Annotated in this window: 6 protein-coding genes; 5 read left to right on the forward strand and 1 reads right to left on the reverse strand. The window is 35.7% G+C overall.

What is annotated here, in order from left to right; all coding sequences use genetic code 11:
• Window positions 1–126 precede the first annotated feature (126 nt).
• The 5 genes from CZ490_RS20755 (at window position 127) to CZ490_RS20775 (ending at window position 9,874) form a co-directional block, all read left to right on the forward strand.
• Window positions 127–2,907, forward strand: coding sequence for a glycoside hydrolase family 78 protein (locus CZ490_RS20755; protein WP_200801612.1), 2,781 nt, complete (start codon window positions 127–129; stop codon window positions 2,905–2,907).
• A gap of 78 nt (window positions 2,908–2,985) precedes the next feature.
• The gene (locus CZ490_RS20760) at window positions 2,986–4,422 is read left to right on the forward strand and encodes an MFS transporter (protein ID WP_077620639.1); all 1,437 of its coding nucleotides are present in this window, start codon (window positions 2,986–2,988) and stop codon (window positions 4,420–4,422) included.
• A gap of 35 nt (window positions 4,423–4,457) precedes the next feature.
• Window positions 4,458–6,725 (forward strand): glycoside hydrolase family 3 C-terminal domain-containing protein, encoded by a 2,268-nt coding sequence (locus CZ490_RS20765; RefSeq protein ID WP_077620640.1) that lies wholly within the window; start codon window positions 4,458–4,460, stop codon window positions 6,723–6,725.
• Window positions 6,726–7,219: 494 nt separating this feature from the next.
• On the forward strand, window positions 7,220–9,154 hold the full coding sequence (locus CZ490_RS20770) for a fructose-1,6-bisphosphatase (protein ID WP_077620641.1): 1,935 nt from the start codon (window positions 7,220–7,222) through the stop codon (window positions 9,152–9,154).
• Window positions 9,155–9,271: 117 nt separating this feature from the next.
• Window positions 9,272–9,874: a histidine phosphatase family protein gene (locus CZ490_RS20775; RefSeq protein WP_077620642.1), complete on the forward strand. Its 603-nt coding sequence runs from the start codon at window positions 9,272–9,274 to the stop codon at window positions 9,872–9,874.
• Window positions 9,875–10,458: 584 nt separating this feature from the next.
• On the opposite strand, the gene CZ490_RS20780 is transcribed toward CZ490_RS20775, so the two are convergent.
• Window positions 10,459–11,697, reverse strand: a complete 1,239-nt coding sequence (locus CZ490_RS20780) for a helix-turn-helix domain-containing protein (protein ID WP_077620643.1) — start codon at window positions 11,695–11,697, stop codon at window positions 10,459–10,461.
• Window positions 11,698–11,824: the final 127 nt, after the last annotated feature.

An 11,824-nucleotide genomic window follows, 5' to 3' on the forward strand; every position in this document is an offset into this window, starting at 1 on the left:
AGACTGAGTAGGTTATCACAGAAAATTGATGACCTCTTTTGTAAACGCTTAATTTTTTTGTTGTTAATAATTAAAATACCAAAAGTAATTTTAAAATACCAGAACTAAATATAAAAACGAGATAGAATGAGAACAACAAGAAAGACAATAAGGAAAGGACGGGACGATATGAAGGTAGCTGATTTACGAGTTGAATACGCAACCAATCCAGTAGGGATTGATTTGGAACAGCCACGATTTTCTTGGAAAATTGAGTCAAATGAGCAAAATGTAAAGCAAACAGGTTACCAAATTGTAATAACTAACAAGGACGAATTGGTTTGGGATACTGGAAAAATAGAAAGTGATTCATCTGTTTTAATTGAGTACGAAGGGGTAAATCTAAAACCTTGTTCTATATATAAGGTCCAAGTAAAAGTTTGGGATAACAAAGACAATCAGTCTACTATTGATGGAAGCTTTGAAACAGGGCTATTAAATGGGACGAATTTTCAAGGAGAATGGATCACACATCAACTTCCCGATGAAGAAACAGCCAGCCCAATTTTTGTAAGGGATTTTATTGTAAAGAAAGAGATTGAGAGAGTTCGAATCTACGCTACCTCATTAGGTGTATATGAGATAAAAATGAATGGAGAAAAAGTAGGAGATACTTTTTTTGCCCCAGGCTGGACCAATTATAAAAAGCGCCTCCAGTATCAAACATATCTTGTTGATGGATTGTACCAAGGTCAAAATAAAATTGAAATTTCAGTGGGGAATGGTTGGTATAAAGGGATTTTTGGTTTTACATGCACACCAAATCATTATGGGGATAGGGTTGCAGCGCTTGCGGAGATTCATATTACCTATACTGACGGGACAAAGGAGATCATTGCAACAGATGAAAACTGGAAGGTAACAACAGGATCTATTCGTTACAGTGAAATCTATATGGGGGAAACGATTGATTCTACATTCGAGGAGAAGAATCTTTCAGATGTTGTGGTAACTTCCTTTGATAAAAATCGGTTAGTTGCACAGGAAAGTGAACCTGTTCGAATTACTCAAAAGCTGTCAGCAAAGGAATTGATTGTTACTCCAAAAGGTGAAAAGGTAATCGACTTTGGCCAAAATCTCACTGGATTTGTGGAGATGAAAGTTCATGGTAAAGCGGGACAAAAAATAATAATACGTCATGCAGAGGTCTTGGATAAAGACGGAAACTTTTATCCAGAGACATTAAGACAAGCAATCTCTGTTGATACTTTTATTTGTAATGGACAAGAACAAACCTTCCTACCAAGTTTTACTTTCCATGGTTTTCGATATATCAGTATTGAAGGCCTTGAGGAGATTAATCTTGAAAATTTTACAGCGTGTGTACTACACACGCATATGGAGGAGACCGGAACTTTTACAACCTCTAATCCGTTAATAAACCAACTCCAAAGCAATATCCAGTGGAGCCAGCGAGGCAATTTCTTAGACATTCCAACTGACTGTCCACAAAGAGATGAAAGGCTTGGCTGGACAGGGGATGCACAGGTGTTTGCAGGAACGGCAGCTTATAACCATCATGTAGCATTGTTCTTTAAGAAATGGTTAAGAGATTTAGCCTCTGAACAATCGAAAGAGTATGGAGTACCACACGTTGTTCCGAATATTTTAGGAGACCAGGATGGTGCTGCTGCATGGAGTGATGCCGCTGTCATTATTCCATGGGTGGTGTATCAGACATATGGGGATGTGAGAGTTTTAGAGGAGCAATATGAAAGTATGACAGGCTGGATTGAATATATATCATCACGTTGTGGTAGCAATGGTTTATGGCAAACGGGGTTTCAATATGGGGATTGGCTCGCATTAGACAAAGAAGAGGGTGCTGATCGAACAGGAGCTACTGATAAGTACTTGGTTGCTAATGCTTACTATGCATACTCAACAGATATTGTAAGGAAAACAGCGGAAATCCTTAATAAAACGGCAGATTTCGAAAAATATAATATGCTTTATGAAAAGGTAAAGAAAGCTTTTAATGAAGAGTATATCACCAAAACTGGAAGACTAGTGAGTGAAACACAGACAGGCTGTGTATTAGCCTTACACTTTGATTTGGCCGAAGAAAAATATAGAAATCGAATTCTAGATTCTTTAACGACTAATATTGCGAACCATAAAAACCACCTTACGACTGGGTTCGTGGGTACACCCTATTTATGCCATACTTTGACAGATAATGATGAACATGACTTAGCAGGAACTCTATTATTAAAAGAAGATTATCCTTCTTGGTTATATGCTGTTAAGAAAGGAGCTACAACGATTTGGGAACGCTGGAACTCCATTTTACCTAACGGTGACTTCGATGAGTCAGGTATGAATTCGTTAAACCACTATGCATATGGTTCGATTGGAGAATGGATGTACAGAAAGCTAGCAGGTATCAATCAACTTGAACCAGGATATAAGAAAATTTTAATCAAACCACAATTTATAAAAGGAATTACTTCTGTAGAGGCCAGCTATCAATCCGTTTATGGAGAGATTAAAAGTGCATGGTCATGTAAAGATGGAAAAATTGAGATACAGGTTGTGGTTCCAGCTAATACAACTGCTGTTATTTACTTGCCTGAAAAAGAAGAGCAAATTGAAGTTGGGTCTGGTTCCTACTTCTTTGAATATGAATCAGAAACAAATTTAGACCATGAACGATTTTCAATGGACTCTACTTTAAAGGAAATTCTAGATGAACCAATAGCTTTAAAAATGTTTAATCAATATGCACCGGAAATAATGAACCATCCGATGATTGAGTTTGCTTATCAATTATCAATAAGTGAAATAGTAGCTAATGCACCAAAAGAAACAGAAGGCTTATTTAAAATGGTAATTGATCAGCTTAATCAAACCAAAATAACAGTTTAGAGGTATATAGGGACTAAAGGGATAAAGCTTTAGTTCCCTCCTAAATCTATTTTCTAGCATAAATAAGGGGGAAGAAGAATGAAGGTCGAGAATGAAATTGTAAACCAACACTTAAATGGTCCGCAGAAGAAAAAGAGAAAAGAGCTTGGCCTCGATGCTCAGGGGATTCAAAAAACAATGAGAATTCATCACTATCTTGGGGATGGAGCGGGTCAAATCGCATTAAATTCGATTACAGGTCTCGTCGGAATGCTAACATATTTTTATACTGACAAGGTAGGTTTAGCGGCAGGGACAGTTGGTACCATTTTGCTTTTATCGAGAATATTGGATGCGTTTACAGACCTCTATATGGGGAGATTGGTGGATGGGACAAAATCTAAATATGGTAAAGCACGTCCATGGTTATTATGGATGACTATACCTGCATTAGTAGCCATCGTTTTACTTTTTACCATTCCTGCAAACGCTTCACCTATGATTAAAAATATATATGCCTTCCTAACCGTAACGTTTGCAACAGGTATTGTATATACAGCGATTGTTATTCCTTATGGCAGTTTGATGGCAATGCGTACACGCAGCTCAGAAGAACGTGGAAAGATGGGTATTAGCCGTGCTGTTTTTGGATACGCGGTTGGTATGGTAATAGCCATATTAATAATACCAATTACGAACATGTTAGGCGGCGATCAGAAAGCATGGATAATTGTAGGAGTAGTTCTAGCTGTTTTATCAAGTATTTCTTTATACTTAACATTCGTCGTATCTAAGGAAGATAATGATGTAGCTAAAAATGAGGTAGATGAAAAAGTTTCACTATTGGAAAGTCTGAAATTATTATTCAAAAACAAATACTGGGTCATTATGCTATTCGTTATGTTTATGTTAAATATAATGCTAACACTAAATGGTTCAACAGGGGTTTATTACACAAAGTATATATTAGGCGATGAAAATTTGGTTGCAATTATGGGTGGTGTAGGATTAATTCCAATTATTATTGGGTTTGCAGTAGTAGGGCCAATGATAAAAAAGTTTGGCCTTGCAAGGACAGCTCAAATTGGATTATTTCTAGGAATAATTGCAACAGGAATCCGCCTTTTTATGCCTTATAGTTTTATGGCGGCATTAGTATTCGGAGGAATTGCAACATTTGCCACGATCCCAATGATGGCAATCGGAGGAGTACTCGTAAACAATACAGTAGAATACGGTGAATGGCAGTCCGGAAAACGTCTCGTTGGGATGGTAAATAGTGCAAGTAGTTTTGGTATAAAAATAGGAAGTGGTCTTGGCGCGGCTATGATTGGGTGGACACTAGCCCTCGGAAACTATGATGGAACATTAGCTACGCAACCCGATTCAGCAATCACTAGTATTTTAGTTCTTACAGTATATTTGCCATTTGCTTTGTTCGTCGCATGCTATCTAATCCTTCGTAAATATGATTTAGACCAAAAGTATCCACAGATTGTCAAAGAATTAGAGAATCGAAAAAACATAAATAATTGAAACGTGATTTTTTAACTAGGTGAGGGAATAAAAACATGAGAAATATTAAAGATATTAAAGATTTAATTAATCAAATGACATTGGAAGAAAAAGCAGGTATTTGTTCGGGTCACGATTTTTGGAATACAAAATCAATTGAAAGACTTGGGATACCGTCTATCATGATGACAGATGGTCCCCATGGTCTTCGAAAACAAGCTGGTGAAACAGATCATCTTGGTATAAATAAAAGTGTGCCGTCAACTTGCTTTCCGTCAGCTGCAGGTCTTGCTTGCTCATGGGATAAAGATTTGGTGAATAAGATGGGAGTTGCGATTGGGGAAGAAGCACAAGCAAATGGCGTTTCGATTGTACTAGGACCAGGTGCAAACATCAAACGATCTCCACTGTGCGGTCGAAACTTCGAGTATTTCTCAGAAGATCCATATTTATCAAGCCATTTGGCAGCCAGCTATATAAAAGGGGTTCAGAGCCAAGGAGTTGGTACATCCTTAAAGCACTTTGCTGTGAATAACCAAGAATATAAACGAATGTCGGTTGATGTTATCGTTGATGAACGTACACTACGGGAAATCTATTTAGCTAGTTTTGAAGAGGCTGTAAGGGAAGCACAACCTTGGACAGTAATGGCAGCCTACAATAAGGTTAACGGAGATTTTTGTTCTGAAAATAAAAATCTATTGACGGAAATTCTTAAAGATGAATGGGGATTTGAGGGCTTCGTTGTGACTGATTGGGGAGCGGCGAACGAACTCGATGATGGAATTGCTGCTGGGCTTGAACTTGAAATGCCTTCGAGTGGAGGTCAAGGTGAAAAGAAGATTGTCGAGGCAGTAAAAGCTGGTAAGCTATCAATTGAAACACTTGACCAAGCAGTAGAGAGAATCTTAAATGTGGTCTTTCAAGCTGTCAATAATAAGAAAAAAGACGCTCGTTATAGTAAAAATGAACATCACAGGATAGCTAGAGAAGTAGCACAAGAAAGTATGGTATTACTGAAAAATGAGAAACAGATATTGCCGATAAAAGAGGTAGAATCAATTGCTGTAATTGGGGCATTTGCAAAAAATCCAAGATTCCAAGGTGGGGGTAGTTCTCATATTAATCCGACCATGGTTGATACTATTTTCGAAGAGATGGAAAAGGTTGCAGGACCTACTACTTCACTCCAATATGCTAAAGGGTATTCACTTGAAAGTGATGATGTAAATGAAGATTTAATTTTAGAGGCTGTTGAGGTTGCTAAGAAAGCAGAGGTTGCAGTTATCTTTGCAGGATTGCCGGAACGATATGAATCGGAGGGATTTGACCGCAAGCATTTAGGTATTCCAGAAAATCATATAGTACTAATTGAAGAGATTGCTAAAGTGCAAAGTAATGTAATAGTTGTATTAAGCAACGGGGCACCTGTTGAGATGCCGTGGCTAAGTAAGGTCAAGGCTGTGCTAGAGACTTATCTTGGTGGTCAAGCGTTAGGTGGTGCAGTTTCTGATTTGCTATTTGGTCTTGCAAACCCGAGTGGTAAGTTAGCGGAGACGTTTCCTAAAAAACTTGCTCATAATCCTTCCTACTTAAACTTCCCAGGAGATGGGGAAACTGTTGAATATCGTGAAGGAGTATTTGTCGGTTATAGACATTATGATACAAGAGATGTCGATCCATTATTCCCATTTGGCTACGGGTTAAGCTATACCAGCTTTGAATATAGTGATATTCGTGTTAATCGTAAAGAAATACAGGATACTGATACTGTTACTGTGTCGGTAAAAGTAAAAAATACGGGTAGCGTGGCAGGAAAAGAGATTGTACAGCTATATGTAAGGGATGTAGATAGTACGGTTCCTCGGCCAGAAAAGGAACTAAAAGGATTCGATAAGGTTTACTTGCAACCAGGTGAAGAAAAAACAGTGACCTTCGAGTTAGGAAAAAGAGCATTTGCTTACTATAATGCAAAGCTAAAAGATTGGCATGTGGAGTCTGGTGCATTTGATATTCTAGTTGGTTCATCTTCTCGTGATATTTTACAAAGAGAGACAGTATATGTACAATCTACTGTGAAAATCGAAAAAGTAATTACGAGATATTCTACCTTTGGTGAATTAATGGAGCATCCTGTCGGTGCGGAAATTTTGAAAGCCATGCAATTACAAGTAGGTCAAAGTGATATAGATCATGGCCTAGGAGCAGGTATGCAGGAAATGATTTTGGGAACAACCTTGCATAACGCAAGTATGATGAGCAATGGGGCCTTTACGGAGGAAATGCTTCAGGGAATATTGCAGACTGTTAACAGCTCAAAATAAATAAGAAAAAAGAAGATTATAGCTGTTATTGAGACCTCATTAGCTATAATCTTCTTTTTTTGAAAACGTAACCTTTAAACACAAGTAGCATTGATTTAATATGCAGATGCCATAATAATTAAATCTATGATTAATAGGTAATAAAAACCTATAGTGGTGGTTCTTCACTAAATAATTATGGATTTAATAGTGTTTAGCATAAAAACACCATTTGGGGGTGTTTTTTTATTTTGAACATCTATTGAATTAGAAACACAAAAACGTCCCTACAAATTATGTTCGGCCTGAGTCCCAACAAAAGTAGTAACCATCTCCCGTCACTATCTGAGGACCTGCACGCGATTCCATTCCCATATGTCCAGAGGGACACCACATTTTTAGGCTAATTTATTAAAAAATAAACAGATGGACTAGATAGATATTCTAATTTTCTGTATTATTATAAGATTAAGAGATAATCAGAAAAGGCCCTAATATATGGGAGGTACTTCACTTTGGATAAAAAATACTTAGATTTGCTGGCCGAAAAATATGATAGCGAAGAAAAAGTGGTTACGGAAATAATAAATTTGGAAGCGATTCTTAATCTACCAAAAGGAACAGAACATTTTGTAAGTGATTTACATGGTGAATACCAGTCTTTTCAACATGTACTAAGAAATGGGTCTGGGAGAGTAAAAGAGAAAGTAGAAGAACTTTTTAAGGATGTATTATCTGAGAAGGCTATCAATGAATTGACGACATTGGTTTATTATCCTGAGGAAAAATTACAATTAATTAAGAACAGCTTTGAAAATAAGCGAGAATTAAACCGTTGGTATGCTGAAACCATAAATCAAATGATTAAGCTTATTTCTTTTGCCTCTTCCAAATATACACGCTCTAAATTACGAAAAGCATTGCCTGAGCAATTTGTATATATTATAGAAGAATTGTTATACAAAACGGAGGAAGAATCCACAAATAAAAAACCTTATTACACAAAAATTGTTCAGCAAATAATTTCTCTTAATCAAGCTGATAAGCTAATTATTGGCCTTGCATATTGTACGCAGAGATTAGTAGTGGATCATCTTCATGTGGTAGGGGACATTTATGACCGTGGACCTGAGCCTCATAAAATTATGGATACACTCATTAATTACCACTCTGTTGATATACAATGGGGAAATCATGATGTGTTATGGCTAGGTGCGTATGCTGGTTCCAAGGTTTGTCTAGCTAATATACTCCGTATCTGTGCTCGGTATAATAATTTAGATATTATCGAAGATGTGTATGGAATCAATTTAAGACCTCTTCTAAATTTAGCAGAGAAATACTATAAAGATAATCCGGCTTTTAGACCGAAGAAAGCTTCTGGAAATAATCTATCAGAGGAAGAAGAATTACAAATTACAAAAATTCATCAAGCAATTGCCATGATTCAGTTCAAACTTGAAATTCCTATTATTAAGAGACGACCATTCTTTAATATGTCGGGAAGGGTATTACTTGAGAAAATTAATTATGATAAAAACGAAATCGTGATTCATGGAAAGACATATTCACTGGAAAATACTTGCTTTGCAACTGTGAATCCAAAAAAACCAAGTGAGTTGTTAGAGGAAGAACAACAGGTAATCGATAAATTATTATTTTCTGTGCAGCATTCGGAAAAGTTGGCTAGACATATGAACTTCCTTATGAAGAAAGGCAGCCTATATTTGAAATACAATGGTAACTTATTGATACATGGCTGTATCCCTTTAGATGACCATGGAAAAATGGAAAAAATGGTGATCGAAAATACAACATATGAGGGACGAGATTTATTGGATGTTTTTGAACATCATTTACGATACGCTTTTGCGCATCCAGAAAAAAATGATGATCTATCGACAGATATGGTCTGGTATTTATGGACAGGCGAATATTCATCACTTTTTGGTAAAAGGGCAATGACAACCTTTGAAAGGTATTTTATTAAAGATAAAGAGACTCATAAAGAGAAAAAGAATCCCTATTACTATTTGCGAGAAAAAGAAGAAATCTGCCGTAAGATTCTACTAGAATTTAATCTAGATCCCGATCATGGTCATATCATAAATGGGCATACCCCTGTTAAAGAAATTGAAGGGGAAGACCCAATTAAAGCAAATGGAAAAATGATTGTGATTGACGGTGGCTTCTCAAAGGCCTATCAATCAACTACTGGTATTGCTGGATATACTCTATTATATAATTCATTCGGGATGAAATTGGTTGCCCATAAACATTTTAATTCCAAAGAAAATGTCTTACATAATGGCATGGATGTATTATCCGTGAAAAGATTAGTAGACAAAGTGGTAGAAAGAAAAATGGTACTGGAAACCAATGTAGGGGAGGAACTATTAGAGGAGGTTTCTGCTCTGAAGAGTTTGTTGGAGTATCGTTATATGAAGTAAATTAGATGTCTTAACTAAAATTCTATAAGATAATAGCAGAAAATGATGGAAAAATGAGGAGCTATATTCGTAATTTAGTATATTAAGGTTAATAAATATGATTATGGAGGGCTTATAATGGAATTATTGGTAATAAGACATGGACAATCAGAAGCGGATTTGTTGGGAGTTCATGAAGGAAGAGCTGATTTTCCTTTGACTGAACTAGGAGTGTTACAAGCGAATAAGATGGCAACATTTGTAGCCGAAAATTTCCCTCCTAATCTTATATTATCAAGCCCGTTAAAAAGAGCTAATAGAACAGCCGAAATATTACAGGAAGCAATAGGATGTGAGTTATTGCTGGAACATGATTTAATGGAATTTAATAATGGTGTTTTGGCAGGGGTATCAAGGGAAGAAGCATCTATTAAGTATCCTCTACCTAAGAATGGGAGACCAGTTCATGAAGCAATACAAGATGGTGAATCAGAGCTAGAATTTCGATTCCGAGCTGAAAGAGTATTTCAAAAAAATATTTTTGATTATCAAGATTACCAGAGAGTTGCAATAGTATCTCATGGGGGACTTATCTCGAATCTGATAAAATCATTTCTTAGTCAAGCTAATAATAAGGAATATGCATTTATAACAGGTGATACAGGAATTCATTTGCTTGAAATAAAAAATAATTTACGAATAATAAGGTTTCTAAATAAACAAGAACATCTCCTCAATTAATTAGTCTGCCCCCATTGTACTAAAGTGTTAGCGCACTGGGGGTTGACCATGTGTTTTTTCACTATAAGCTGTTTATTTTTAGTAACGGCACCCTATGCTACAGGCACCAAAGTCACTTGAGATTTGATAAAACAAGTGATTTTGGACATAACAAAAAGAACCTCCTGAGCGTTGCTTGTCCAATGGATGCTTTCACCTGGGAGATTCCTTTTGCTTCTGAGAAAAGCGAGCGGCGGATTTTTCACTAATCCTCCCTTTTGTCCGTTTTCTACTATGAAGTTAACCTTTTCTTTCCGCCATCGTTAGTTGTCCAATCGACTTTCTCAGTGACCATTAGCACCACCGAGGAGAAATGGTAAAATATCTAATTGAATTATCCATTAATACAAATCTTAAATAAAATGGTTAACCACTATCCTTGCGGTTAACATATTTATTTTACCTGCTAATGATGGTTAAAAATCAAAATTATACTTTTTTTAGCAGAATATCTATTTGAACCTAGAATTCTATGTACCTTAAATTGGTCCTCTATCTGTTATTGCGAAATCCTTATAGAATTTATTAACTAAGACTGTTTATACTTATTTCTCTAAAAGATGATGTCTTTCCCTATATAGTTTTGGTGTAACCCCAGCGACTTTTTTAAAAACTTTAGTAAAATAACTTTGGTCATTGAAGTTTAATAAAGTACAAATCTCAGAAATGGGGGTTTTACTATAAGCAAGTAACTTTTTAGCCTCATTAATTTTAGTTTCTTGAATATAGTCACTAACGGATTGACCAACTTCTTTTTTAAACAAAGCAGACAGATATTTAGGACTAAGTTCAACAGAATTAGCAATGTCTTCATGTCTAAGATCATCATAAATATGCTTATAAATATAGTCTTTACAGGTTGTAATTGTTTTTGAATACTGCTCTCCTTTTGCCTGTTGTACTTTTCTACTAAATGTATAGATAACCTCTCTTGCTAATTCCCTAGTCTCATCAATTCGATCCACTTCTTCTACTTGTTGGATAAACTGATCATGTAAACTAAATGCGATTTCATCATGCAATCCCCCTTCAATAGCAGCTCTAGATGCTAAGGTAATGAGAGTTATAATATGATTTTTTACTGACCGAATAAAACTTGACTTTGATAAAATACTTGATTCTTCTTCCTCTTTATAGGGAAGATTTTTTATTTCTTCCACTCTTCCTTCTTTAACAATCTCCAACATCTTTCTTTCAAAGATGCGTTCATGAAACGTGTTCGTCTGTAAATTTTTCGAAACTGCCAAATTTACTTTTTCAATTTTTTCTTTTTGGTCAGTTATCTCACCATTTCTATCACTGACTGTTTTTGTAGAAAGTAATATATGGTTAAACAAATTAAAAGCTATCGTACTAATATTAATTAGTTGTTTATTTTCTATAACAGGGAGAGATTTATAATATTGAAAAACTTTATCTCGATAAAAAAAAGCACGTGTATCATTAATAATTCCATTGATTCTCTCGTCTGATAAGGGATAGGAAAGTGACGGACCAATTAACACAGTTCCTTCAAAAGATTTATTATTATAGACACTTAATAAGATAAACTTTTCTGAAAATGCCGATTTGCTAATGACCGGAAAGTCGTATTCTCTTCCAGGATCAAAGCGCAACGGATTAAAGAATTTTTGTTTATGATTCTCATAAAGTGGATTTAGCACACGCTTTTTTAGACTTTCATACATAATGCTCCCCATGGGATCAATAAAGATGACAGGTAAAGTAAATGTCTCTGAAACGAGGTCAGAGATATTCTGAATTGTTTCGATATACGGGCTCATTTGCACACTCCTTTTTATCGCAATGAAAAATTTAGAAAATTATAATGATTAATCTTATATTACAAAAAAAAGTACATAAACACCATAAAGATTTAATGCAGAGTGCTATGATTGATTTAATTAATAA

The sequence above is a fragment of the Litchfieldia sinesaloumensis genome (genome assembly GCF_900156865.1).
In the GTDB taxonomy this organism is placed as follows: Bacteria; Bacillota; Bacilli; order Bacillales; family Bacillaceae_L; genus Ferdinandcohnia; species Ferdinandcohnia sinesaloumensis.

Bases quoted from the DNA above. Each gene is read 5' to 3' on its own strand.
- CZ490_RS20755 (WP_200801612.1), top strand. From the start codon at position 127: ATGAGAACAACAAGAAAGACAATAAGGAAAGGACGGGACGATATGAAG.
- CZ490_RS20760 (WP_077620639.1), top strand. From the start codon at position 2,986: ATGAAGGTCGAGAATGAAATTGTAAACCAACACTTAAATGGTCCGCAG.
- CZ490_RS20765 (WP_077620640.1), top strand. From the start codon at position 4,458: ATGAGAAATATTAAAGATATTAAAGATTTAATTAATCAAATGACATTG.
- CZ490_RS20775 (WP_077620642.1), top strand. From the start codon at position 9,272: ATGGAATTATTGGTAATAAGACATGGACAATCAGAAGCGGATTTGTTG.
- CZ490_RS20780 (WP_077620643.1), bottom strand. From the start codon at position 11,697: ATGAGCCCGTATATCGAAACAATTCAGAATATCTCTGACCTCGTTTCA.